Origin of the sequence: Stenotrophomonas sp. SMYL86 (assembly GCF_036320025.1) — a bacterium.
Lineage (GTDB): Bacteria > Pseudomonadota > Gammaproteobacteria > Xanthomonadales > Xanthomonadaceae > Stenotrophomonas > Stenotrophomonas maltophilia_A.
Genome location: NZ_JAWIRU010000006.1, coordinates 14,206 through 36,967, shown reverse-complemented (window position 1 = coordinate 36,967; position 22,762 = coordinate 14,206). Strand labels below are relative to the sequence as shown.

The following is a 22,762-nucleotide window of genomic DNA, read 5'->3' as shown; positions in this document are numbered from 1 at the left end:
GCCCGCGCGGCCCGGCGCCGGCGGCGCGCCCCGGCCGGCCCCCCCCCCCCCCCCCCCCCCCCCCCACTACCGGATCGCGAGCAACAAAAAACCCGGCCGGGGCCGGGTTCTTGTCTGCTGCCCGACCCCGAAGGGCAGGGCGGCAACGCCGGATCAGGCGGCCTTGAGGGCCTTGATGCGGTCGTTCAGGCGGCTCTTGTGGCGAGCAGCCTTGTTCTTGTGGATCAGGCCACGCGCGCTGAAGCGATCCAGGATCGGCTGGGCAACGGCGAAGGCGGCTTCGGCGCCGGCGGCATCGTTGGCGTCCAGCGCCTTGATCACTTTCTTGACAGCGGTGCGCAGCATCGAGCGCTGAGCCACGTTGCGCGCGTTGCGCACGACGGTCTGCTTGGCGCGCTTCTTGGCGGACTTGATATTGGCCACGGTGGTGGTTTCCTGAAAAAATCGGTGTTATGGGAACAGCAAGCTAGCTAGTATGATGGCCCGAGAAATGCACGTCAAGTCGATTGTCAAGAGGGACGCTGAGTGAGTTCACCGAAGATGTTGCGAGGCCTGCTGTCGTTCAGCAGCATGACCATGGTCTCGCGGGTGCTCGGACTTGTCCGTGACCAGGTGATCACCACCACGTTCGGCACCAATGCGGTTACCGATGCGTTCTGGGTTGCCTTCAGGGTACCCAATTTCCTGCGCCGGTTGTTCGCCGAAGGCTCTTTCGCCACCGCTTTCGTGCCGGTGTTCACGGAAGTGAAGGAAACCCGCAGCCATGCCGAGCTGCGTGAACTGATGGCCCGCACCGCCGGCACCCTGGGCGGCGTGCTGATGCTGGTCACCGCGCTGGCGCTGATCTTCGCGCCGCAGCTGGCGGTCGCATTCTCGAGTGGTGCTGATACCGACCCGGTCAAGCAGACCCTGCTGGTCGACCTGTTCCGCCTGACCTTCCCGTTCCTGTTGTTCGTCTCGTTGACCGCGCTGGCCGGTGGCGCGCTGAACAGCTTCCAGCGTTTCGCAATGCCGGCGCTGACCCCGGTCATCCTCAACCTGTGCATGATCGCCGGTGCGCTATGGCTGGCGCCGCGGCTGGGCGGCACCCCGGAAAAACAGATCCTGGCGCTGGGCTGGGCGGTACTCGCCGCCGGCATCCTGCAGCTGCTGTTCCAGCTGCCCTCGCTGAAGGGCATCAACCTGCTGACCCTGCCGCGCTGGGGCTGGCGCCATCCGGGCGTGCGCAAGGTGCTGACGCTGATGGTGCCGACCCTGTTCGGTTCGTCGGTGGCGCAGATCAACCTGCTGCTGGATACCCTCATCGCGGCCAAGCTGACCGACGGCTCGCAGTCGTGGCTGTCGCTGGCCGATCGCTTCCTGGAGCTGCCGCTGGGTGTGTTCGGCGTGGCGCTGGGCACGGTGATCCTGCCGGCGCTGGCCCGCCATCACGTCAGCACCGACCGCGAGGGTTTCTCGCGCTCGCTGGACTGGGGCCTGCGGATGACCCTGCTGATCTCGGTGCCGGCCATGCTGGGCCTGCTGCTGCTGGCCGAGCCGCTGATCGCCACTTTGTTCCAGTACCGCCAGTTCACCGCCTTCGATACCCGCATGACCGCGCTGTCGGTGTACGGCCTGAGTTTCGGCCTGCCGGCGTTCGCCCTGCTGAAGGTGGTGCTGCCGGCGTTCTATGCCCGCCAGGACACCAAGACCCCGGTCCGTGCCGGTGTGGCCGCGCTGGTGGCCAACATGGTGTTCAACTTCGCCCTGCTGGCCGTGCTCTACCAGGTCATGGTGCCGGACGAGCTGAAGGCGCAGGGCGTGATGGCGGCCATCGGCAAGCAGCCGGGCCTGCACCTGGCGCTGGGCATCGCCAGCGCACTGTCCAGTTACCTGAACCTGGGCCTGCTCTGGTACTGGCTGGGCAAGACCGATGTCTACCAGCGCCGGCCGGGCTGGGGCAGCTACCTGGTGCGGCTGCTGCTGGCCTGTGCGGCCATGGTCGGCGTGCTGTTGGCCCTGCTGCATTGGGTTCCCGACTTCACCGTCATGGACAAATGGCACCGTATCGGTGGCCTGATGCTGCTGGTCGGCGGCGGTGGCGCGACCTATGCGGTGGCCATGCTGGCGATGGGCTTCCGCCCGCGCGACCTGCGTGGGCATTGATCGCGGCCCGTGGCGGCTATACTTCAGGGTTACACCATTGAAGCGGCGGCCCCGGTCGGGCCGGAACGAGAGTTGATGAGCAGGCTGTTCAGAAGCGTCGAGGGCGGGGAGCTGTTCCCCAACGGAAGCGTGGTCTGTATCGGCGCATTCGACGGCCTCCATCTGGGCCATCGTGCGCTGGTGCGCCATGCGGTTGCCCGCGCGCGCGCCTTGGGCGTGGCCGCCGTGGCCGTGGCATTCGAGCCGCTGCCGCGTGAATTCTTCGCTCAGGGCACGCCGCCGCCGCGGCTGACCCTGGCGCGCAGCAAGGTCGAGATCCTTCGCGAGCTCGGGGTCGATGCGGTCGGCCTGCTGCGTTTCGACGCGGCGATGGCGGCGATGCCGGCCGAGACCTTCGTACGCCAGTTGCTGGTCAATCGCCTGAGTGCGCGTGAGGTCTGGATCGGGCCGGAGTTCTGCTTCGGCAACCGCCGCCGCGGCGACCTGGCCCTGCTGCAGCAGCTCGGCGCCGAGCTCGGCTTCAGCGCCGGCGAGATCGAAGCGGTCGATCTGCACGGCGAGCGCATCTCCAGCACCCGCATCCGCCAGCTGCTGCAGGACGGCGATTTCGCCCGTGCCGGCGATCTGCTCGGCCGTCCCTACGCGATCAGCGGGCGGGTGGTGCGCGGCCGCCAGCTCGGTCGTACGCTGGGCTTCCCCACTGCCAACCTGCGCTTCCCGAAGACCCCGGCACTGTCGGGCATCTACGCAACCTGGGTGCACGGCGTGTTCGACCAGCCCTGGCCTTCGGTGTCCAGCTTCGGTACGCGGCCGACCGTGGACGGCGTGGAGCCGTTGCTGGAAGCCCATCTGTTCGATTTCCAGGGCGACCTGTACGGGCGCCACATCGACGTGGAGTTCGTCGCCAAGCTGCGCGACGAAGAGAAATTCAATGATCTGGCGGCACTGACCGACCAGATGCACCGCGATGCCGAACAGGCGCGCGCCATCCTTTCCGAACATAGATTGCGAGCCACTGCGTGAGCCAGGACTACAAGACCACCCTGAACCTGCCAGCCACCGAATTCCCGATGCGCGGCGACCTGCCCAAGCGCGAGCCGGGCATTCTGGCGCGGTGGGAAGAGCAGGGGCTCTACCAGCAGCTGCGCGACAACGCCGCCGGCCGCCCGCTGTTCGTGCTGCATGATGGCCCGCCGTACGCCAACGGCCGCATCCACCTGGGCCACGCGGTCAACAAGATCCTGAAGGACATCATCGTCAAGTCGCGCTACCTGGCCGGCTTCGATGCGCCCTACGTGCCGGGCTGGGACTGCCATGGCCTGCCGATCGAAATCGCGGTCGAGAAGAAGTGGGGCAAGGTCGGCACCAAGCTCGACGCCGTCGAATTCCGCCAGAAGTGCCGCGAGTTCGCCGAAGAGCAGATCAACATCCAGCGCGTGGACTTCAAGCGCCTGGGCGTGACCGGCGACTGGGACAACCCGTACAAGACCCTGAGCTTCGACTTCGAAGCCAACGAGATCCGTGCGCTGGCCAAGGTCGTGGCCAATGGCCACCTGGTGCGTGGCGCCAAGCCGGTGTACTGGTGCTTCGACTGTGGCTCGGCGCTGGCCGAAGCCGAGATCGAGTACCAGGAAAAGGAATCGCCGGCGATCGACGTCGCCTACGCCGCGCGCGATGCGCAGGCCATCGGCCAGGCGTTCGGCGTGAGCGTGCCGGCCGATGTGGAAGTGGCCGTGCCGATCTGGACCACCACCCCGTGGACGCTGCCGGCTTCGCTGGCGGTGTCGCTGGGCGCGGAGATCAACTACGTGCTGGCCGAAGGCCCGGCGCACAACGGCAAGCGCCGTTGGCTGGTGCTGGCCGCGGCCCTGGCCGAGCGCGCACTGCAGCGCTACGGCGTGGACGAAGTGGTGCTGCACGGTGAAACCACCGGTGCCGCGCTGGAGCGCCAGCTGCTGGCGCACCCGTTCTACCCGGAGCGCGAGATCCTGGTGCTCAACGGCGACCACGTCTCCGACGAGGACGGTACCGGTGCGGTGCACACCGCCCCCGGCCACGGCCAGGAAGACTTCGTGGTCAGCCAGAAGTACGGCCTGCTGGACAAGTACAACGCCGGCCAGGTGACCCCGATCGACGGCCGTGGCGTGTACCTGGAATCGACCCCGCCGGCCGGTGACGTGGTGCTGGCCGGCCAGCACCTGTGGAAGGCGCAGGAGGCCATCGTCGGCGTGCTGCGCGACAACGGTTCGCTGCTGGCCTTCCACCCGATCCGCCACAGCTACCCGCACTGCTGGCGCCACAAGACGCCGGTGGTGTTCCGCGCCACCCCGCAGTGGTTCATCTCGATGGACAAGGCCAACCTGCGCAACGATGCGCTGGCCGCCATCGACACCGTCGGCTGGTTCCCGACCTGGGGCAAGGCGCGCATCCAGAGCATGGTCGACGGTCGTCCGGACTGGACCATCTCGCGCCAGCGCACCTGGGGCGTGCCGATCGCACTGTTCACCCATCGCCAGACCGGCGAGATCCACCCGCGTTCGGTGGAGCTGATGCAGCAGGTCGCCGACCGCGTCGAAGCCGAGGGCATCGACGTGTGGTACTCGCTGGATGCCGCCGAACTGCTGGGCACTGAAGCGACCGACTACGAGAAGGTCACCGACATCCTCGATGTCTGGTTCGATTCGGGCGTGACCCATGAAGGCGTGCTTGCGGCGCGTGGCTTCGGCAAGCCGGCCGACCTGTACCTGGAAGGTTCCGACCAGCACCGCGGCTGGTTCCAGTCCTCGCTGCTGACCGGCGTGGCGATCGACAAGCGCGCGCCGTACAAGCAGTGCCTGACCCACGGCTTCACCGTGGACGAGCACGGCCGCAAGATGTCCAAGTCGCTGGGCAACGGCATCGAGCCGCAGGACATCATGAACAAGCTGGGCGCGGACATCCTGCGCCTGTGGATCGCCTCGGCCGACTACAGCAACGAGATGTCGCTGTCGCAGGAGATCCTCAAGCGCAACGCCGACGCCTATCGTCGCCTGCGCAACACCGCACGCTTCCTGCTCGGCAACCTGGACGGTTTCGATCCGGCCCAGCACCTGCAGCCGCTCGAGCAGATGGTCGCGCTGGACCGCTGGATCGTGCATCGCGCGTGGGAGCTGCAGGAGAAGATCAAGGCGGCCTACGACGGCTACAACATGGCCGAGATCGTGCAGCTGCTGCTGAATTTCTGCAGCGTGGACCTGGGCTCGCTGTACCTGGACGTGACCAAGGACCGCCTGTACACGATGCCGACCGATTCGCACGGTCGCCGTTCGGCGCAGAGCGCGATGTACCACATCGCCGAAGCGTTCACCCGCTGGGTGGCGCCGATCCTGACCTTCACCGCTGACGAGCTGTGGGGCTATCTGCCGGGCGAGCATGCCGGCCATGTGCTGTTCACCACCTGGTACGACGGCCTGGCGCCGCTGCCGGCTGATGCCCAGCTCAACGCCGCCGACTTCGACCAGCTGCTGGCCGTGCGCGAGCAGGTGGCCAAGGTGCTCGAGCCGATGCGTGCCAACGGCGCGATCGGTGCCGCGCTGGAAGCGGAAATCACCATCGCCGCCAGCGAAGAGCAGGCCGCGAAGTGGCAGCCGCTGGCCGATGAACTGCGTTTCCTGTTCATCAGTGGCGACGTGCAGGTGCGCCCGGCGACCACCGACGAGGTGTTCGTCAGCGCCCAGCCGACCACCAAGGCCAAGTGCGTGCGCTGCTGGCACCACCGCGCCGACGTCGGCAGCAACGCCGACCACCCGGAACTGTGCGGCCGCTGCGTGAGCAACATCACCGGCGCCGGTGAAGTGCGGAGCTGGTTCTGATGGCCGCGCCCCGTCCGCATCCGAACGCCCTGGTCTGGCTGCTGCTGTCGGCCGCCATCATCGGCCTGGACCAGTGGTCCAAGGCCTGGGTGCTGTCGAGCCTGCCGGAGTTCCAGCCGGTGGTGGTCATCGACGGCTTCTGGAACTGGTACCGCACCTACAACACTGGTGCCGCGTTCAGTTTCCTGAGCGACGCCGGTGGCTGGCAGAAACACTTCTTCACCGTGTTGGCGATCGTCATCAGCGGCCTGATGGCCTGGTGGCTGCGTAGCACTGCCCGCGGCAACTGGAAGGCCGCGGTGCCGTACGCGCTGATCATCGGCGGCGCGATCGGCAACGTGATCGACCGCCAGGTGCATGGCCATGTGGTCGACTTCATCCAGTGGTACGTGGGCAGCTACACCTGGCCCTCGTTCAACATCGCCGATTCGGCCATCGTGGTGGGTGCCATCGGCATCGCCCTGTTTGGCCTGTTCGACGGCAAGTCCGCCAAAAAGGCGGATAATGCCAACCCGAAACCGTAAGCCGGCCGCTGCCGGGAGACTGAACTGATGGATGTGCTGCTCGCCAACCCGCGTGGATTCTGTGCCGGCGTCGATCGTGCGATCGAGATCGTCAAGCGCGCGATCGAAACGCTGGGCGCGCCCATCTATGTCCGCCATGAAGTGGTGCACAACCGCTTCGTGGTCGACGACCTGAAGCAGCGCGGTGCGATCTTCGTCGAGGAACTCGATGAAGTGCCGGACAACAACACGGTCATTTTCAGCGCGCATGGCGTGTCCCAGGCCGTGCGCCAGGAGGCCGAGCGTCGTGGCCTGAAGGTGTTCGACGCCACCTGTCCGCTGGTGACCAAGGTCCACTTCGAAGTGGCCCGCCACTGCCGTGCCGGCCGTGACGTGGTGCTGATCGGCCACGCCGGTCACCCGGAAGTGGAGGGCACCATGGGCCAGTGGAACCGCGAAGCCGGCACCGGCCAGATCTATCTGGTCGAGGATGTCGAGCAGGTTGCCACGCTGCACATCAACCAGCCGGAAAACTTCGCCTATACCACCCAGACCACGCTGTCGGTGGACGATACGCGCGGCATCATCGATGCATTGCGTGAGCGCTTCCCGGCGATGCAGGGCCCGAAGAACGACGACATCTGCTACGCCACGCAGAACCGCCAGGACGCCGTGCGCGATCTGGCCAAACGCTGCGACCTGGTGCTGGTGGTCGGCTCGCCGAACAGTTCCAACTCCAACCGCTTGAGCGAGCTGGCCCGTCGTGAGGGCGTGGAGTCGTACCTGATCGACGGCGCGCACGAGATCGACCCGCAGTGGGTGGTTGGCAAGCAGCACATCGGCGTGACTGCAGGTGCCTCGGCGCCGCAGGTGCTGGTTGATGGCGTGCTGGCGCGCCTGGCCGAGCTGGGCGCCAGCGGCGTGGGCGAGCTGGACGGCGAACCGGAATCGATGGTGTTCGCGCTGCCGAAGGAACTGCGCCTGCGCCTGGTCGACTGACCGGGCCTGACTCTGGTGGGTGCGAACCTTGGTTCGCACTGTCGGATGGCGTTTTGCCACATCAGGCCGGAGCGCCACCGACCATGACCTTCGGCCATGGGGCCGGGCACTGCACAGGCCTAGCATCGGAAGATTCTCCGTTGTTGGAACCTGCCCGATGAAGACCCGAGCCCTGGCCATGTCATTGCTGTTCGCGCTGGCGGCCACGCCCGCGCTGGCGCAGACCTCGCCGCCGGGCGATGCCGCGGCACCCGGTCTGCTGCGCATCGATGTGGACGCGCGCGATCTGGCCCGGCGCATCTTCAAGGTGACCGCCACGGTGCCGGCCAAGCCCGGCCCAATGACCCTGCTGTACCCGCAGTGGATTCCCGGCAACCATTCGCCCACCGGTCCGATCGACAAGCTGGCCGGCCTGCGCGTGACCGCCAACGGCAAGCCGCTGGCCTGGCAGCGCGACCAGTTCAACGTCTATGCGTTCAAGGTGAACGTGCCCGAGGGCGTGAGCGAGATCGTCGCCCACTTCGATTTCCTGTCCTCGCAGGGCGGCAGCCAGGGCCGGGTGGTGATGACCCCGGAAATGCTCAACCTGCAGTGGAACGCCAATTCGCTGTATCCGGCCGGCGTCGATGCGCGCAACCTGCAGGCGCAGGCCAGCGTGACCCTGCCCAAGGGCTGGTCGTTCGCCACTGCCCTGGAAACCGCGCGACGCGACGGTGACACCGTGGTGTTCAAGCCGATCTCGTATGACCATCTGGTCGATTCGCCGTTGTTCGCCGGCGAGCACTACCAGCGCATCGATCTCGACCCGGGTGCGAAGGTGCCGGTGCACCTCAATGTGTTCGCCGACGACGCAAAGTCGCTGAAGCCGACCGACGCGCAGATCACCGTGCATCGTGCGCTGGTGCAGCAGGCCGACAAGCTCTACGGTGCGCGCCACTACAACCACTATGAATTCCTGCTGGCGTTGACCGACCGCCTCGGCGGCATTGGTCTGGAGCACCACCGCTCCAGCGAGAACAGTGCCGATCCAGGCTACTTCACAGAGTGGGACAGCAACGCGTGGATGCGCGACCTGCTGCCACATGAGTACACCCATTCGTGGAACGGGAAGTACCGTCGCGGCGCCGATCTGGCCACCGCCAACTTCAACGTGCCGATGGGCGACAGCCTGCTGTGGGTGTACGAGGGCCAGACCCAGTTCTGGGGCCAGGTGCTGGCCGCGCGCTCAGGCCTGTGGTCGACGGCGCAGGCGCGCGACATGCTGGCCAACGTGGCCGCGACCTATGACCGTGGTCGCCCGGGCCTGGCCTGGCGGCCGCTGCAGGACACCACCAACGACCCGACCATCGCCCAGCGCCGCACGTTGCCCTACCGCAACTACCAGATGAGCGAGGACTACTACTCCGGCGGCCAGATGCTGTGGCTGGAAGTGGAGGGCAAGCTGCGCGAACTGAGCGGCAATCGCCGCAGCCTGGACGACTTCGCACGTGCGTTCTTCGGCGTCGGCAATGGCAATTGGGACGTCAATCCGTACACCTTCGATGATGTGGTCGCGACCTTGAACGGTATCGCGCCGTACGACTGGGCGACGTTCCTGCGCGGGCGCCTGGATGGCCATGGTTCGTTGACCGGTGGCCTGGAACTGGCGGGCTGGAAGCTGGTTTACCGCGATACCCCGAACGACGCCTACAAGGCGCAGGAAAAGCGCGCCAAGGCCGCGTTGCTGGCGTACTCACTGGGTGCGACCGTGCTCGACAACGGCACGGTCGGTGACGTGATCTGGGACAGTCCGGCGTTCAACGCCGGTCTTGCACCGGGCATGAAGGTGATCGCGGTTGGCGGCCGTGAATACAGCAGCCAGCGCTTGAAGGATGCAGTCGCCGCCGCAGCAAAGGACAAGGCGCCGATCGTGTTGCTGGTGAAGCAGTTCGATCGCATCGAAACGATGAGCATCGCCTACCACGGTGGCCTGCAGTACCCGGTGCTGGAGCGCATCGCCGGCAAGCCTGACCGCCTGGCGGATCTGTGGAAGGCGCGATGAAGCCGCGCGCCCGCGATGGCGTGATCCTGTTGATGGCGATCCTCGCCATCGTGGGCGCGTTCCTGCACGGCGATGGGCGTTGGCTGCACTGGCTGGCCAAGCCGGCCACCACGCTGCTGATCGCTGCCATCGTCTGGCGCGTGCATGATCCGGTGCAGCCGTTCTACCGCCGCGCGGTGCTGGCCGGCATGCTGCTCTCGTGCGTGGGTGACATCGCGCTGATGTTGCCAATGGATGCGTTCGTACCGGGGCTGGTCGCATTCCTGCTGGCGCATGTCTGCTACATCATCGCCTTCCGCGGAGGCCTGCGTGCCGGGCGTGGGCTGGTCGGCGCCAGCGTCCTGCTCGGTACGTTTGCCGTGCTCAACGTGCTGGGCCTGTGGCCACACCTGCCCGCACCGATGCGTATTCCGGTGCTGGCGTACGTGGTGGTGCTGGCATCGATGGCGGTGCTGGCGCTGGCACGGCAGTGGCGCCGCCCGCAGCCTGACGCCATGGAGGCCGCCAGTGCCCGTTGGGCCGCCGCCGGTGCGTTGCTGTTCGTCGCCAGCGATTCACTGCTGGCCTGGGACCGCTTCGCCGGCGGCCTGCCGCTGGCCAGCCTGCTGGTGCTGTCCACGTACTACGCCGCGCAGTACGCCATCGCGCGCTCGGTGAAATAGAAAAAGGGGACGGAGGGGATTAAGTCGTATGTGCCTTGGTGCGGTTTGCGACTTAATCCCCTCCGTCCCCTTTTTTGTGTGGCCTACCGGCGGCTCACGCCGCGCAGGGCGCCCTGCGCATCGAACTGCAGGCGCACGGATTCGCGGTCACCGGCGACTTCGTCCGGCAGCCATACCAGCTTGCCGGCTTTGCGCACGATCACGTAGACGTGGCCGACTTCAGATGCGGGGTTCTGCAGCGCATTGCGCTGTTCCTGCAGCGCCTGCGCCACGCGCGGAACAGCCTCGAAATCGATGCTGGCCAGGGATGTGCTGCTGCGCTGCAGGCTGATGGTCGGCGCGAACTGCTGCGGGTTCACCGGATTGCCCTTGCGCCATTGGCCACGTTCAAAGTGATAGCTGTCGACGTGGCCCGGCTGTTGCGGATCGACCAGATCGAGGTTGATGCGGCCATCGTCGTAGAAGTGGATGCTGTGGAAGACCATCAGCCGCTGGCCGGCCAGCGCTGGCATCTGCTCCAGTGCCTGACGGGCAGCCAGCTGGTAGTCCGCATCGAACAGGCGGTTGTTGCGCTCGGGCGCTCCAGCGGTGCTCGCGGCGGGGAAGGGCGCCGGGGACGGCACAAGCGATGCGGATTGCTCGCGCGGCGACTGTGACGAGACGGAGGCAGGCAACCGGTCCGGCTGTACCGAATGCGCCAGCGTTTCGCTGATGGTCTGCAGGGCGCCTCCGGCAACGGCCACGCCCGCCAGAACCAGCAGCAGTACCAGGAATACTGTGCGGGTTGAGGGCGGCTGTTTCATACTCCCTCCAGGCGCACGTTGCTGCGGTCATCCGGGTCGTACAGCAGCGTCACATGCTCGCGCGGGATGTTGGCCAGTTCAATCAGCGGGATGAAGCGGCGCACGCGAGCCTGCTGCACGTTGCCTTCGCGGTCGATGTATTCCAGCTGGAACTCCACCTGCGGCTGTTCGTTGAGGTAGGTGCCGGTCTGACGCACCTTCAACACCCTGGCCTCCACGCCGATGCCGCGATACTTCAGCGCATCGCCGCGGGCATCGGCGTGCAGCAGGCGGCCGAGCAGGCGCAGGCCCAGCGCATAGCCACACAGCACCAGCGGGCACACCAGCAGCGGGTGACCGAACGACAGGAAGGTCCAGCCCAGCCCCTCGCTCTGCAGCTGGTAGGCCCACACATAGGCAGCGGCAACGATGGCGATGCCGAGTGCTGCACCGATGCCGCGCCGCCACAGGCTGGCGACATTCAGTTCGGGCTGGGCACCGTCCAGCACGATGTTGGGGAATGCTCCGGGTGTCCGGCCCAGGCGTGCATCAATGTGCCTGCCGGCCTCGAAGCGATGCAGCTGGGGTTTGCTGTCGACCACCAGCATCTGTTCGCGGACCGGCGTACCGGACAGGTTCTTGAAGGACAACTGCAGTTTCCATTGCGCGAACCCACGTACCTGCACGCCGGTCTGTTCGGCCTGCTCGATCAGCGCACTGCGCGGTTCACCGTCGGCCAGGATCGACTGCACCCGGTGCAGTGCGCGTGGCGGCCCCAGCAACAGGTAGTGCAGGAAGGCGAACAGCAGCATCAGCCACAGGACCATCGACAGTGCGAGCAGCAACAGTGCCAGCCACGGTGCGCTGCGGTCGACCAGCGCTACCGGCCACGAAGTGCCGAAATAGAGAATGCAGGGAAAAGGCAACGCGAAGAACAGCAGGAACGCGCCCCAGAACCAGAGATAGGCTTTCATGGGGGAAGGGGACCGCGGTGGAACAGGGCGCGTAGATTACTACGCTTCAGCGGAACTGCAGGGTAAGCAGGTAGTAGCGGCCGAGCGGATCGTCCAGCCCGGGCATCTGCCCGCCATTGCCGACCAGATAGTTCACCGGTTGCGTGTCCAGCACGTTGTGCACGTCCAGCGCTGCAACGATGCGCGGCCCCAGCCGGCGTGCGAGGTGCAGGTTCCAGCGCAGCTGCCGTGGGTTCATGCAGTGGTTCCGGTCGACCTGCTTCTGCGGGCACTCCGCCCCCGGCAGCCAGGCACGCGTGCGCCCGATCTGGTTGCCGCGCAGCGCGATGTCCCAGTTGCTGTTCTGCCATTGCACGTTCAACACCGCAGCCAGCTCGGGTGTCACATGGCCACGCAGGTCCACGGCGGCCTCATGGTCACGGCGGCGAAGCAGTTCCTGCTGCTTCAGCGCATCGAGCGAAAACAACCATTGGCCGTTGCTGCCGCTGTCGATGCGGTACTCGCCACGCAGCACCCAGTTGCGGGAGGTGGTGCGGCCGATGTTGTCGAACGACAGGCGCAGGCTGCCCAGGTGGCCGTCTTCATCCAGTTCCCACGTGCTGCGGTTCCACACCGCATCGCTCGGCTGCAGGGCGAGGATCTCGTTGCGCAGTTCCACGATGTTGTGGGTCAGCGACAGCGAGAACGTGTCGTCGGGCGTCCACGTGGCTGCCAGCGAATGGCTGCGTGATCGTTCGGCCTTCAGTGCATCGTTCTCAACCACGTTGGCCGTGACGCTGCAGCCGCCACCACGCGTGGCGATCGCACATTCCGGAAGGGCACTGGACACCGGAAGCGTGATCGAGCCGAAGTAGCCGGGAGGCCGCCGTTGCTCGAACAGGCTCGGTGCACGATAGCCGCGCCCGCTGGCCAGCAGGAACGACCAGTGCGGCGTCGGGCTCCAGCGCAGCCCGGCACGCGGCGAGAACGCCATGAAGCCGCCGTCGCGGTCCCAGCGTGCAGCCAGGTCCGCGCGCAGCGTGGGGGCCAGCGGCAGGCCCAGCTCGGCGTAGACGCCACTGCTTTGTCGCGACAGACGGCGTCGCTGCTGCGGCAGGCCCAGCGCAAGGTCGCCCTGGCTCAGCAGCGCGTCCGGGCGCGAGGTCCAGCGTTCATGGCGCAGGTCGATGCCGGTGGCCAGCTGCGCATTGCCGCCGGGCATTGCCATCAGCTCACGCTGCACGCCCCACCAGCCCTGCCATTGTGCGGTGCTGCCGCGGTTGCGGATGGACGGAAACAGCGTGTCCGCCTCGGCCGCCGGCGGCGCGTCGAAACCGGGAGTGAACCTGCGCGCCTGCGTTGCTTCAAGCAGGCGTGTCGTGCGCACGGTGCCTGCAGTGGACAGGGTGACGTCGCTGCGCTGCGCGCTGATGCCCGCCTCCCAGCTGCGCCGGCCCTGGTCGCGGCCGATGCCGAAGGTAAGGTCGGCATCGGTGGCGCGGACGCTGGGGCGCACGTTGCCGGCCTCACGCAGCACACTGTTGAAGGTGATTCCGCGCGAGACCACCGCAACGGCGGTCGGGCCCAGATCGAAGCGCTGGCGGTTGTGACTGGCCCGCGCCTCGACATAGGCATAGCGTCCCTCACCACGTTCATGCCGGTAGTGCAGGAAGGCCGACGCGGTATCCGAGGCGGGCTGCAGCGACCGCGGCCGCGCGCTGTCAAACCAGCAGCCATCCTCGCGCCGCTTCAGGGGCGGCTCGCAGCGCCGGGCGGGCACGTACCAGTTGCCGAAGATCGCGCCGATCGGATACAGCGAGGTTTCCGCGTGCCAGTCACGCTGGTCACCGGCGACATGTTCGACACGGTGCAGATCGAGTCCGGCAAACCAGCGGTCCCCGTTGCCACGCGCGCCGCCCGTGGCGGCCTGCAGGCGGTACTGGCCCGCATCGCCGCGGCTGCTGAGCCCGGTCTGCAGCATGGCTTCGGGCCCATCGGCCTGGTCGCGCAGGATGATGTTGACCACGCCGGACATGGCGTCGGCCCCATAGATGGCCGAGGCACCACCGCGTACCAGTTCGATGCGGTCGACGAAGCTCAGCGGAATGCCGCCGAGGTCGGTGAGCCCACCCTGTTCCAGCGACACCATCGGATAGCGCGGCAGGCGCCGGCCGTTGACCAGGAACAGCGTCGCCCGCGGGCCCATGCCGTCGAGACTGGTGGTGGCCGCTGCGCCCACCGGCAGGTACTGCGAATCGCCGCCGCGCGAGGTGCTCATGGCCGGATGGCCGTTCATGCCGGGCAGGTGCCGCAGCAGGTCGAACAGATTGCCGTAGCCGCTGCGCAGGATATCGTCGCGATCGATGGTGGTGACCGGCAGTGTGGTCTGCACCGAAGAGCGCGGCAGCCGGCTGCCGGTGACATGGATGGGCGCCAGTTCCACCTGGTGTGGCGTGTCGGCGGACTTGGGAGCCGGGCGCGGCAGGCGCGGGGCTGCGACCGCTTTCGGCGGCGTGGCAGGGGGCTCGGGATGGACGCGCCGCACGACAAAGGCGCCGGATGACGTGCGCAGGATGTTCACCGGCAGGCCGGCGACCAGCTGCTTCAGGGAGGCCCCGGTATCGCGTTGGCCACGGCTGCCGCCGGTGCGCAGATCATCCAGTTCACGTGCGTCGAACAGCAGGGCGGTGCCACTCTGCCGGGCCCATTGCTGCAGTGCCGGCACCAGTGGGCCGGCGCCCACGTCGATCTCCAGCGTGCCGGCGGGCTCGCCGGCATCGGCCATCGGTAGTGCGGCAACACCCAGTGCAAGGCATAGCAGGGCGCGGAGCAGCCCCCACTGCAGCGCACCCGGACCTGCCTTCACTGCCGGTCTCCTCAGTAGGTGCGGCGCAGTTCCAGCGCGCCATCCGGACGCGTCTGGCCAGCCACGGACCAACCCAGTTCCAGCGCCGACAGCAGCTCCTGTGCATCACCGGCGCGGAAGGTGCCGCTTACAGCCAGGTCGGTGATCTCCGGATCGACGATCACCAGTGGCGTGCGGCCATAACGGTTCATGCGCTCGACCACGATCGACAGTGGCGTGGCATCGAACACCAGTTGCCCACGCAGCCAGCCTTCAGCGGCTGCGTTGGACGAGAGGGCAGGGCCCGGCTGGATACGGCCGGAGGGCAATACCTGCAGCTGTTGGCCGGGTGCCAGCGTGTGCTGCGCTGCGCCGTTGCTGACTTCCACGGCACCTTCCAGCAGTGCGACCTCGACCAGGCCGTCGCGCAGGCGTTCCACCTGGAAGGTCGTGCCGATGTCGCGGATCGTACTGCCGCCGGCGTGCAGCTGCAGCGCCTTGTTCGACGGAGCGACCTGCAGTTGCAGCCGACCCCGCTCCAGCACCAGATCACGATGACGCCAGCCGAAGCGGGCGCGGAGGGTGGTGCCGGCATCCAGCATGGCGACGCTGCCATCGGCCAGCGTCTGCTGCTGTGCCTGGTGCGAATCATTGGCGTAGACCTGTGGCGTCGGGTTGCCGTCGATGGCAACCATCCAGCCGATGCCGATCGCCATGCAGATACCGGCGGCAGCGGCCACGCCCGGCAACCAGCGCCGGCGCGGCGGACGCGCCGCCCGTGCCGCGGCGGTGCGCAGCCAGGGGTCAGCCGCAAGCTCCGCACCCTGCTGGAACAGGGTTTCGGCCTGCACCCAGGCTTTGACGTGGGCCGGATCTTCGGCCAGCCAGTCCTCGAACGTTTCGCGTTCGGCCGATGTGCAGTCCGGGGCTTCCAGGCGGGCTACCCAGGCGCTGGCGCGTTCAAACAGCTGTGCATCATCCCTGTGCGGGGTGCCACTCATTGGCCATCCCTGTCGTTGTGCAGTGGATCCGATCCCAACTCCTGACGCAGGCCCTGCAGGGCCCGGGCGATATGTTTTTCCACGGTCTTGGCAGTAATTCCACAATGCCGCGCGATCTGGGTGTAGCTCATGCCGGTGATGCGGTTGAGCAGATAGACCTCGCGTGCGCGTTCGGGCAGCTTGAACAGGGCCTGCCGCAGCAGGGACAGCATCTGCCCTGACTCGGCCTGGCGCAATGGATCGGGCGAGGAACTGGACGGTTCGTTGCTGCCATCGTGTTCGGCCAGCGGCAGATGCGGCCGCGACTGCGGCGAGCGTCCGCGGTCTGCCAGGCGGTTGCGGGCGATACGATACAGCAGCAGGCGCAGTTCGTCCGGGCCTTGTGCGCGATAGCGGATCAGCCGCTCCATGCAGTCCTGCGCGATATCCTCCGCATCCTCAGGCCCGACCCCCCGCGTGCGCAGGAACGCGCACAGCGGTGCGCGCTCTTCGCGTACGAACGCGATGAAGGCATCCGCAGGTGCGGGCGGCTCCGGCGCGCGATGGATCAGGGGAGACGGGGTGGACAGGGCTGGCCTCGACTGTCGGTGGCGAATGCGTCATCGAGTTTTACGCGACGATGACCGGATGGGGAAGAGTGTGCATCGATCGGATTCTCATTGTGAATGTATTCATTTTTCAGGATCCGTTCCACTGGGGGAGATCGCCCCGCTGCGGCGTTGATCGTTCTACCCGCGTGTTGCGGGTGGAGAGAGAGAACGCATGAAGTATTCGAAGTTGAGCCTGGCCCTGGCCGGGCTGATGGGCGTTGGCGCCATCGCGGCAGCTGATGACGTCATGGCAATGAGTTATCACGTGCAGGACGATCGCGTCTTCCTCAGCGGCGGCGTCACCGTCGCCGATGTGGTGGCGCTGCCCGCACTGCTGGCCAAGGCGCAGGCTGAAGGCCGTCCGATCCGCGAAGTCGTGCTGCGAACGTCCAACGGTGGCGCGCTGATCGCCGGCGAGTGGCTGCAGGCGGTGATCCGTACCCAGGGCCTGGACACCATCGTGTCCGGCCACTGCATTTCGTCCTGCTCGATCATGCAGTCCGGTGGCGTCAACCGTTACCTCGGCGGCGATCTGCCGCTGGTCGACTCGGTGCAGATCCATGCCGCCAGCAGTGGTGGCAGGATCACCTATGCGCCGTCGCCGCGCATGACCCAGATCTACACAGGCAACTACGGCGGTGGCATGGATGCGGGCCTGTTGCACAAGGCCATGTATGAAGTGGTGCAGCCCAATGGCCTGCTGGTATTCCGCGACCCGGCGCGTACCACGGGTACGTCGGTTACCTTCGATCCGGATGGCAGTGGGAGCAAGCTGGAGTCATTCCCGGGCCAGGACATCCGCAGCAACAGCATCATCAACACGGCGGGCTATCGCGATCCGGGTGACACCCTTCGTGTCACCAGCAACGTCAGCGGCGACATCAACCCGGGCTACCTGCGCACCGCGCGCCAGCTGCAGGCCTTCGTCGACGACGATTTCGCGCGCTGGAGTACCGACTGGGCCAGCACCTACATCAACTATGCGGTGAGCCTGTACAACTTCTCCACGCGGGGGGCGAACGGTATCGGCGCGCAGTCGTTGCAGCAGCTGCTCGCCGACCCCGACCTCCAGGATGAACTGCGCGGCCAGCTGCGGCTGGCCGATCTGGATGCCTCGACCCTGGCCAACTCCGCCGGCGTGATCCGTGTCAGCAATGGCGCCACCTGGCGCACCGCTGAAACCACCGGCGCCGATTTCATTCTGGTGGACAACGGCACCATCGCACTGGAGGGTGGTGCGCTGCGCACCCCCGAGCTGCGGGTGATGCCGGGCAGCATCGTGGTCGGCCACGGTGATATCGCATCGGTCGGCACCGACAGCGATGCGCTGCTGGATGGCACCGGCCCGTCCTACCGCGAAGATGGCTTCAACCGCCTGCGCGTGTTCGGCACGCTGATGCCGCGCGGTGGGGATCTGGTGACCCACGGCTACGTCAACATCATGCCCGGCGGCCAGGTGCTGTTTGATGTTACCGAAGCCGGTGGTACCGGCAGTGGCCGCCTGCGCGTCGGCAGCTTCTACGACGGCGGCACCGAGGAGGGCGCGCTGGTGATCGCGCAGGGCGCACACCTTGCGTTGAATGTGGCCCAGGGCTTCTATGCCGGTGCCTACCGCCGCGATCTGGTGGAAGGGCCGATCTACCAGGGGGGCTTCCAGGATGTCGTGCGGCTGGGGGACGCCGGATACAGTGCCAGCATCACTGCTGGTGAAGTGTTCCGTCCGCGCCACAATTCACTGCTCAGCTTCAACGTGAAGCAGACGGCCGATGGCCTGTGGCTGACCGCCAACCCGGGCTTTGACCAGCTGGGCCTGTTCGCCAATGGCACGTCCGGCGACGGCCTGGGCCGCGCGCTGGCAACCGCCTCCGATCGCCAGGACAAGGGACTGAGATCGCTGCTGGGCGCACTTCAGTTCGCCGACCGCGATGTGATCGCACAACAGGCCGGTGCCCTGCGCGGTGATGCGCACGCCAGCCTGCGACTGGCCGACACCGCGCTGGTGGGCAGTATCGGCAACGTCGTGCAGCAGCACCAGTCGGCCATGCGCAGCGGCGGTGATGCCGATGGCCTGGCCTCGCAGGTGGCGCAGTCGGTCTCCTCCCAGCCGGGCATGCGCCATGGCAGCCTGTTCAACCAGCTGGCGATGCACCTGGTCGAGCCGGCGTCGGACAGCGTTGCGGGCAGCGGTGATGCTGGACGCAGCCACGGCATCTGGGCACGTGGTTTCGCCAGCCATGGTCGCATCGATGCTGACGGTGGCGTGGCCGGCCTGAGCCACACCATCGGTGGCATCGTGGTCGGTGCCGATACCCGCGTGGCCGATGACCGCGTGACCCTGGGCGTCAGCGTGGCCGCGGCGGACATGTCGACCAAGGCCAGCGATGGCTCTGGTTTCACCGGTGACGTGCGTGCGCTGGACGTGGGCGGCTACCTCGATGCGACGTACGCGCGCGGCTATCTGTCGGCGGCCGTGCGCTACACCGATCTGCGCCACGATACCCGTCGCAGCATCAACGGCATCGATGGCCTGCAGCAGCCGCTGCGCGCCAAGTACAGCAACGATGCGATCTCCGCACGGGTGGAACATGCGTTCTCCTTCACGACCGGCAAGGGCCTGGTGATCCAGCCGTTGCTGCCGGTGGTGGACTACGCGCGTACCTCGGCCACCCGCTTCAACGAAGGGCAGGGCGCCGGTGCGCTGGTTGGCCGCAGCGGCAGCCTGGAGAGCATCCGCGTGGGTGCGGGCCTGCAGCTGTTCAAGACCTTCGAAGGCAACAACGGCGAGCGCATCACCCCGCGCGCGCGGGTGGTCTGGCAGAAGGAACTGGGCGATTCGCAGGCCCGCTACAGCACCGGCTTCGCCGCGGCACCGGATCTGGTGTTCGGCGCCAGCAGCCAGGCGGTGGGCGAGCAGGTGCTGGCCTGGAACCTGGGTGTGACCAGCCGTGCCAGCGAGCGGCTGTCGATCATGGCCGATTACGTGGGTGAGCGCCGCGACGGGCAGATCCAGAACGGCGTGATGCTGGGCCTGGGCTACAAGTTCTAAGTGACGCCCGGCACCGGCGATGACGGCATCGCCGGTGCCATCCCAACGCGGGTGCTGCTGCGGTATGGTCGGTATGCCATTCCACCCAGGCCCGTCCATGCAGATCGCCGTCTTCAGTGCCCGTCCCTACGACCGTCGTTTCCTTGATGAGGCGAACCAGCGCGATGCGGCTGGGGACGGCTTTGCGTTCGTGTACTTCGATGTGGCGCTGGACGTGCACACGGCCGCGCTGGCGCAGGATTGCGCAGCCGTATGCGTGTTCGTCAACGACCGCCTGGATGCGCCGGTGCTGCACGCCCTGCATGCGTTGGGCGTGCGGGCCGTACTGCTGCGCTGCGCCGGCTTCAACAATGTGGACCTGGCAGCCGCGAAAGGGCTGGATCTGTTCGTCGCACGCGTACCGGCCTATTCCCCGGAGGCGGTGGCCGAGCATGCGTTGGCGCTGGTGATGACCCTCAACCGGCAGACCCATCGCGCCTACAACCGCGTGCGCGAGGGCAACTTCATGCTCGATGGCCTGCTCGGACGCACCTTGCATGGCCGCACGGTTGGCATTGTGGGTACCGGCAAGATCGGGCTGGCCACCGCGCGCATCTTCAACGGCATGGGCTGCACCGTGCTGGGGCACGATCCTTATCCGTCACCCGCGTTCGGCGGTATCGGCGAAATGGTCGGGCTGGATGAACTGCTGGCGCGTGCCGACATCGTGTCGCTGCATTGCCCGCTGACGCCTGAGACCCATCACCTGATCAATGATGCATCACTGGCCCGGATGAAGCCGGGCGCGATGCTGGTCAATACGTCGCGCGGCGCACTGGTCGATACCCATGCGGTGATCCGCGCGCTGAAGTCGCGCCGGCTGGGTCATCTGGCCATCGACGTGTACGAGCAGGAAAGCGCGCTGTTCTTCCAGGACCTGTCCGGCGAGATCATCGACGACGAGGCCTTCCAGCGCCTGATGACCTTCCCGAATGTGCTGGTGACCGGCCACCAGGGCTTCTTCACCGTGGAGGCGCTGCAGGAGATCTCGGCGATCACGCTGGGGAACCTGCAGGATTTCGTGGCCGGGCGGGTGTGCGCCAACCGGGTAGAGGTGGGCTGAGCCGGATGGATTGACCGCCGGGTCGCCCAGCCCGTAAAATCGCGGGCTCCGCCGGAATAGCTCAGTTGGTAGAGCGGCGCATTCGTAATGCGTAGGTCGCAGGTTCGACTCCTGTTTCCGGCACCAGTTGTAATGAAAAGCCCCGGCCTTGGTTGGGGCTTTTTGTTTTGGCATTTGAAGCAATCACTGGCCTTGTGTCATGAGCGCGAACCCTTATCAGGCTCAAGCGCGCGCACCGGCTGCCGCAGCACGGTCTTCAACCGCGCCGCGTCGGTCCTGCGCGGGTCGCTCAGGTAGATCTCGTGATGGGGACCTGCAAAGGTGTATCCCAGTGCGGGCATCAGCTCGTCATGCAGATGCGCCAGGGTGGGGCCTTCGTCGTCGTAGGCGCCCACGTGCAAGGTCTGCAGGCTGGGGCCCTCGGCGAGGATTTCATGGCGAAGGCTAGGCGGAGCCTCTCCCAGCTTGGTGCGCGCCTTGCCGATCGCGGCCTGCCACTGCGCAGGGCCGATGCCCTCAGGTGTGCGGATCATTACGGTCCAGGCCCACTCATCCTTCCGCCGCGCGACGAAGCTGGCCGGATCCTCGGCGGTCCACAGGGCTTCCAGCGGTGGCACCACGTAGTCCTGGCCCCCGGACTTCAGCGCGAACTTCAGTGCATAGCTCACCGCGTACAGCCACTGCACCGCCTGCACATACGCGGGGGCGGTATTCGGATCACCGTGGCCGTCGACCATCACGTAGGGCAGGGGCGGTACGTCCACTGTCACGAACCGGCCCGCCGGGGGCTGGTACAACGCGCGATCGCGCTTCTTGAAATCGATCTTGTCCATGGGGCTCCTCCGGCACCGAGCATCCCACGCCGGGCACCCGCCAGCACGCCTGAACAGGTTCAGATGACTTTGCCGAACACGGGCGGAGCAGCCGCCATCGCCCGATGCTAGGATGCCGCCCCCGGGTGTTCTGCCCGCCGCGGTTGCGCGGTGCGACAACGTGTCGCAGCCAGAAACGGGCCTTTCCTGCGCTCGATCATTGTCAATGCCTTTCTTAAATGGTGGGTGACGGCCTAAAATTGAAAGGCTGACTCGACCCCACCTCCCTGCCTGTCTTCCGGACCGGTGGGACCGGCTTTGGCCGGAACAGGCAGGACGGGGAACGGCATTCCCTCGCAATTGGATCGACCGATGATTCCGTTGAAAACCCTTGGGCGCTGGTTGCGCCCGGGCCTGCTGCTGTCGTTGCTGGTGATGCTCACCGGCTGCGATGCGGTGGCCATCCTCAGTCCGAAGGGCCAGATCGGCCAGGATGAGAAGACCCTGCTGATCACGGCCACCGTGCTCATGCTGCTGGTCGTCATCCCGGTCATCATCATGACCCTGACCTTCGCGTGGAAGTATCGCGCCTCCAACACCAAGGCCCGTTACGAGCCGAAGTGGTCCCACTCGACGGCGATCGAGGTGGTGGTGTGGTCCATTCCCTGCATGATCGTGCTGGTGCTGGCGGTCCTGACCTGGCGCTCGTCGCACGCACTGGACCCGTACAAGCCGCTGGATTCGGACGTCAAGCCGGTCACCATCGAGGCGATCTCGCTGGACTGGAAGTGGCTGTTCATCTATCCGGAAGAGAAGGTGGCGGTCGTCAACGAAATCAAGTTCCCGGTCAACACGCCGCTGAACTTCAAGATCACGTCCGATTCGGTGATGAATGCCTTCTTCATCCCGCACCTGGGCAGCATGATCTACTCGATGGCTGCGATGGAGACCAAGCTCCACCTGATCGCCAACGAGACCGGTGAATTCCCGGGCATGTCCTCGCACTACAGCGGCGCGGGCTTCGCCAAGATGCACTTCACCGCCTACTCGGTCACCGATGCCGAATACCGCCAGTGGCTGGACCAGGTCCGCGCCGGCGAGCAGACCCTGGACAAGGCCTCGTTCAAGGCGCTGGGTGAAGCACGCAACGCCGAGTGGTATCCGGTCACCTACTTCGGCAAGACCGAAGAAGGCCTGTTCGACTGGGTCATCGCCAAGCACATGGGCGACAACAAGCATTACGGCATGAAGCACGAGCACAAGACCCCGGCCGACGGTGCCGCTGCTGAAGGTCACGATGCCCATGCAGGTCACGAGGGCCATGAAGGCCACACCGACGCTGCCGCCGCTCCGGCCGAACACGCCGGACACACTGCTGACGAACACGCCGCCGCCGGTCACGCCGGCCACGCGGGTTCGGGAGAATGAAC

At 66.6% G+C, this 22,762-nt stretch carries 17 protein-coding genes and 1 tRNA gene; 11 read left to right on the top strand and 7 right to left on the bottom strand.

Annotated elements, in window-relative coordinates; all coding sequences use genetic code 11:
• Positions 1-153: 153 nt before the first annotated feature.
• A complete protein-coding gene (gene rpsT, locus V3B64_RS08600) occupies positions 154-423 on the bottom strand; it encodes a 30S ribosomal protein S20 (protein ID WP_005408560.1) in 270 nt (89 codons plus the stop codon).
• 117 nt (positions 424-540) lie between these two features.
• Between rpsT and murJ the strand changes: the two genes are divergently transcribed.
• The 7 genes from murJ (at position 541) to V3B64_RS08565 (ending at position 10,201) form a co-directional block, all read left to right on the top strand.
• On the top strand, positions 541-2,145 hold the full coding sequence (gene murJ / locus V3B64_RS08595) for a murein biosynthesis integral membrane protein MurJ (protein ID WP_121503916.1): 1,605 nt from the start codon (positions 541-543) through the stop codon (positions 2,143-2,145).
• Between the two features lie 75 nt (positions 2,146-2,220).
• The gene (locus V3B64_RS08590; RefSeq protein ID WP_329913952.1) at positions 2,221-3,168 is read left to right on the top strand and encodes a bifunctional riboflavin kinase/FAD synthetase; all 948 of its coding nucleotides are present in this window, start codon (positions 2,221-2,223) and stop codon (positions 3,166-3,168) included.
• Positions 3,165-5,996 (top strand): isoleucine--tRNA ligase, encoded by a 2,832-nt coding sequence (ileS, locus tag V3B64_RS08585; RefSeq protein WP_329913951.1) that lies wholly within the window; start codon positions 3,165-3,167, stop codon positions 5,994-5,996. The genes V3B64_RS08590 and ileS overlap by 4 nt, the downstream gene beginning before the upstream one ends.
• Positions 5,996-6,520, top strand: coding sequence for a signal peptidase II (gene lspA / locus V3B64_RS08580; protein ID WP_049424357.1), 525 nt, complete (start codon positions 5,996-5,998; stop codon positions 6,518-6,520). Before ileS ends, lspA begins: the two co-directional genes overlap by 1 nt.
• Positions 6,521-6,547: 27 nt before the next feature.
• Positions 6,548-7,498, top strand: coding sequence for a 4-hydroxy-3-methylbut-2-enyl diphosphate reductase (ispH, locus tag V3B64_RS08575; protein WP_049424359.1), 951 nt, complete (start codon positions 6,548-6,550; stop codon positions 7,496-7,498).
• Between the two features lie 157 nt (positions 7,499-7,655).
• Positions 7,656-9,539 (top strand): peptidase M61, encoded by a 1,884-nt coding sequence (locus tag V3B64_RS08570; RefSeq protein ID WP_329913950.1) that lies wholly within the window; start codon positions 7,656-7,658, stop codon positions 9,537-9,539.
• Positions 9,536-10,201, top strand: coding sequence for a lysoplasmalogenase (locus tag V3B64_RS08565; protein ID WP_329913949.1), 666 nt, complete (start codon positions 9,536-9,538; stop codon positions 10,199-10,201). The genes V3B64_RS08570 and V3B64_RS08565 overlap by 4 nt, the downstream gene beginning before the upstream one ends.
• An 83-nt stretch (positions 10,202-10,284) precedes the next feature.
• Here V3B64_RS08565 and V3B64_RS08560 read toward each other — a convergent pair whose 3' ends face one another.
• The 5 genes from V3B64_RS08560 to V3B64_RS08540 are packed head-to-tail and all read right to left on the bottom strand — an operon-like array spanning position 10,285 to position 16,288.
• Complete coding sequence (locus V3B64_RS08560; protein ID WP_329913948.1) at positions 10,285-11,004, bottom strand: hypothetical protein; 720 nt, start codon at positions 11,002-11,004, stop codon at positions 10,285-10,287.
• Positions 11,001-11,957: a hypothetical protein gene (locus V3B64_RS08555; protein WP_329913947.1), complete on the bottom strand. Its 957-nt coding sequence runs from the start codon at positions 11,955-11,957 to the stop codon at positions 11,001-11,003. The genes V3B64_RS08560 and V3B64_RS08555 overlap by 4 nt, the downstream gene beginning before the upstream one ends.
• A gap of 46 nt (positions 11,958-12,003) precedes the next feature.
• Positions 12,004-14,802: a TonB-dependent receptor gene (locus V3B64_RS08550; RefSeq protein ID WP_329913946.1), complete on the bottom strand. Its 2,799-nt coding sequence runs from the start codon at positions 14,800-14,802 to the stop codon at positions 12,004-12,006.
• A gap of 11 nt (positions 14,803-14,813) precedes the next feature.
• Positions 14,814-15,782 carry a FecR domain-containing protein gene (locus V3B64_RS08545; protein WP_329913945.1) on the bottom strand — a complete coding sequence of 323 codons (969 nt, stop codon included), beginning with the start codon at positions 15,780-15,782 and terminating at the stop codon, positions 14,814-14,816.
• Positions 15,779-16,288 carry an RNA polymerase sigma factor gene (locus V3B64_RS08540; RefSeq protein ID WP_329914011.1) on the bottom strand — a complete coding sequence of 170 codons (510 nt, stop codon included), beginning with the start codon at positions 16,286-16,288 and terminating at the stop codon, positions 15,779-15,781. Before V3B64_RS08540 ends, V3B64_RS08545 begins: the two co-directional genes overlap by 4 nt.
• Before the next feature lie 256 nt (positions 16,289-16,544).
• Here V3B64_RS08540 and V3B64_RS08535 point away from each other — a divergent pair, with 256 nt between their 5' ends.
• The 3 genes from V3B64_RS08535 to V3B64_RS08525 all read left to right on the top strand — a co-directional run bounded on the left by V3B64_RS08535 (position 16,545) and on the right by V3B64_RS08525 (position 20,646).
• Positions 16,545-19,418, top strand: coding sequence for an autotransporter domain-containing protein (locus V3B64_RS08535; protein ID WP_329913944.1), 2,874 nt, complete (start codon positions 16,545-16,547; stop codon positions 19,416-19,418).
• Positions 19,419-19,515: 97 nt separating this feature from the next.
• On the top strand, positions 19,516-20,520 hold the full coding sequence (locus V3B64_RS08530) for a 2-hydroxyacid dehydrogenase (RefSeq protein ID WP_329913943.1): 1,005 nt from the start codon (positions 19,516-19,518) through the stop codon (positions 20,518-20,520).
• 50 nt (positions 20,521-20,570) lie between these two features.
• Positions 20,571-20,646 (top strand) — tRNA-Thr (locus V3B64_RS08525).
• A gap of 71 nt (positions 20,647-20,717) precedes the next feature.
• On the opposite strand, the gene V3B64_RS08520 is transcribed toward V3B64_RS08525, so the two are convergent.
• Positions 20,718-21,353, bottom strand: coding sequence for a GyrI-like domain-containing protein (locus tag V3B64_RS08520; RefSeq protein ID WP_329913942.1), 636 nt, complete (start codon positions 21,351-21,353; stop codon positions 20,718-20,720).
• 351 nt (positions 21,354-21,704) lie between these two features.
• On the opposite strand from V3B64_RS08520, the gene cyoA reads away from it, so the two are divergent.
• Positions 21,705-22,760: a ubiquinol oxidase subunit II gene (gene cyoA / locus V3B64_RS08515; protein WP_329913941.1), complete on the top strand. Its 1,056-nt coding sequence runs from the start codon at positions 21,705-21,707 to the stop codon at positions 22,758-22,760.
• Positions 22,761-22,762 lie beyond the last annotated feature (2 nt).

Bases quoted from the DNA above. Each gene is read 5' to 3' on its own strand.
- ispH (WP_049424359.1), top strand. From the start codon at position 6,548: ATGGATGTGCTGCTCGCCAACCCGCGTGGATTCTGTGCCGGCGTCGAT.
- V3B64_RS08535 (WP_329913944.1), top strand. From the start codon at position 16,545: ATGAAGTATTCGAAGTTGAGCCTGGCCCTGGCCGGGCTGATGGGCGTT.
- V3B64_RS08560 (WP_329913948.1), bottom strand. From the start codon at position 11,004: ATGAAACAGCCGCCCTCAACCCGCACAGTATTCCTGGTACTGCTGCTG.
- murJ (WP_121503916.1), top strand. From the start codon at position 541: ATGTTGCGAGGCCTGCTGTCGTTCAGCAGCATGACCATGGTCTCGCGG.
- cyoA (WP_329913941.1), top strand. From the start codon at position 21,705: ATGATTCCGTTGAAAACCCTTGGGCGCTGGTTGCGCCCGGGCCTGCTG.
- V3B64_RS08565 (WP_329913949.1), top strand. From the start codon at position 9,536: ATGAAGCCGCGCGCCCGCGATGGCGTGATCCTGTTGATGGCGATCCTC.
- V3B64_RS08545 (WP_329913945.1), bottom strand. From the start codon at position 15,782: ATGAGTGGCACCCCGCACAGGGATGATGCACAGCTGTTTGAACGCGCC.
- V3B64_RS08590 (WP_329913952.1), top strand. From the start codon at position 2,221: ATGAGCAGGCTGTTCAGAAGCGTCGAGGGCGGGGAGCTGTTCCCCAAC.
- V3B64_RS08555 (WP_329913947.1), bottom strand. From the start codon at position 11,957: ATGAAAGCCTATCTCTGGTTCTGGGGCGCGTTCCTGCTGTTCTTCGCG.
- V3B64_RS08570 (WP_329913950.1), top strand. From the start codon at position 7,656: ATGAAGACCCGAGCCCTGGCCATGTCATTGCTGTTCGCGCTGGCGGCC.
- V3B64_RS08520 (WP_329913942.1), bottom strand. From the start codon at position 21,353: ATGGACAAGATCGATTTCAAGAAGCGCGATCGCGCGTTGTACCAGCCC.
- lspA (WP_049424357.1), top strand. From the start codon at position 5,996: ATGGCCGCGCCCCGTCCGCATCCGAACGCCCTGGTCTGGCTGCTGCTG.
- V3B64_RS08530 (WP_329913943.1), top strand. From the start codon at position 19,516: ATGCAGATCGCCGTCTTCAGTGCCCGTCCCTACGACCGTCGTTTCCTT.